The sequence below is a fragment of the Testudinibacter sp. 'clade 2' genome (assembly GCF_006227735.1).
Taxonomy (GTDB): domain Bacteria; phylum Pseudomonadota; class Gammaproteobacteria; order Enterobacterales; family Pasteurellaceae; genus Chelonobacter.
On sequence record NZ_VDHB01000189.1, the window covers coordinates 1 to 582 of the forward strand.

The 582-nt window shown below is 52.2% G+C and carries 1 protein-coding gene; it reads right to left on the reverse strand.

Translation table 11 applies throughout. The annotated features are described in order from the left end of the window. Positions 1–582 (reverse strand): hemagglutinin repeat-containing protein (locus tag FHQ30_RS12360; RefSeq protein ID WP_176552773.1); only part of this gene is annotated, 582 nt, incomplete at both ends.

Genomic DNA, 582 nt, shown 5'->3' on the forward strand with positions numbered 1-582 from the left:
CACTTTGCGTGGTCGAGCTGTCGTCTTTGCTGACATTGCCCAAGGCACTCATCGCCGCCGCCACGCCCGTCATCGCCAAATTGCCCATGTCGGTCGACAACCCGCCACTGACGCTCTGCACGCTGACATCGCTGTAATTGTCGATGTTTTCCGTGGTCAGTGTGCCGGTGCTAAAGTGGTTTTTATCCGCTGTGGCTTGGCTGTCAATCACCCCGCCTTTCAGATGGGTGTTACCGCCAACAGTGAGGTTCATGCCGTCCTCACCCACTCTCAGCCCCGACTGCTCATTCACTTGCGCATAATTCACTTTGCCTTTGCTGGCGCTGACATTCACCGAACCGCCACCACCTGAGCCGTAGGTTACTGAAAAACTACCGCCTGCCTGTACTTGCTTACTATCATAGTGATTACTGTCTTGTCGGCTTTCGATATTCAGGTCGCCGACGATTTCACCGTTTATATTGTCACTGCGGTTGGACATCGTATCTTGCACTGATTCCAGGTTGATATTCACACCATCACTGAACCGAATACAATCCCCTACCGCACTTCTACGCTCAGAAGGTGTTTTAGATTTTGCCA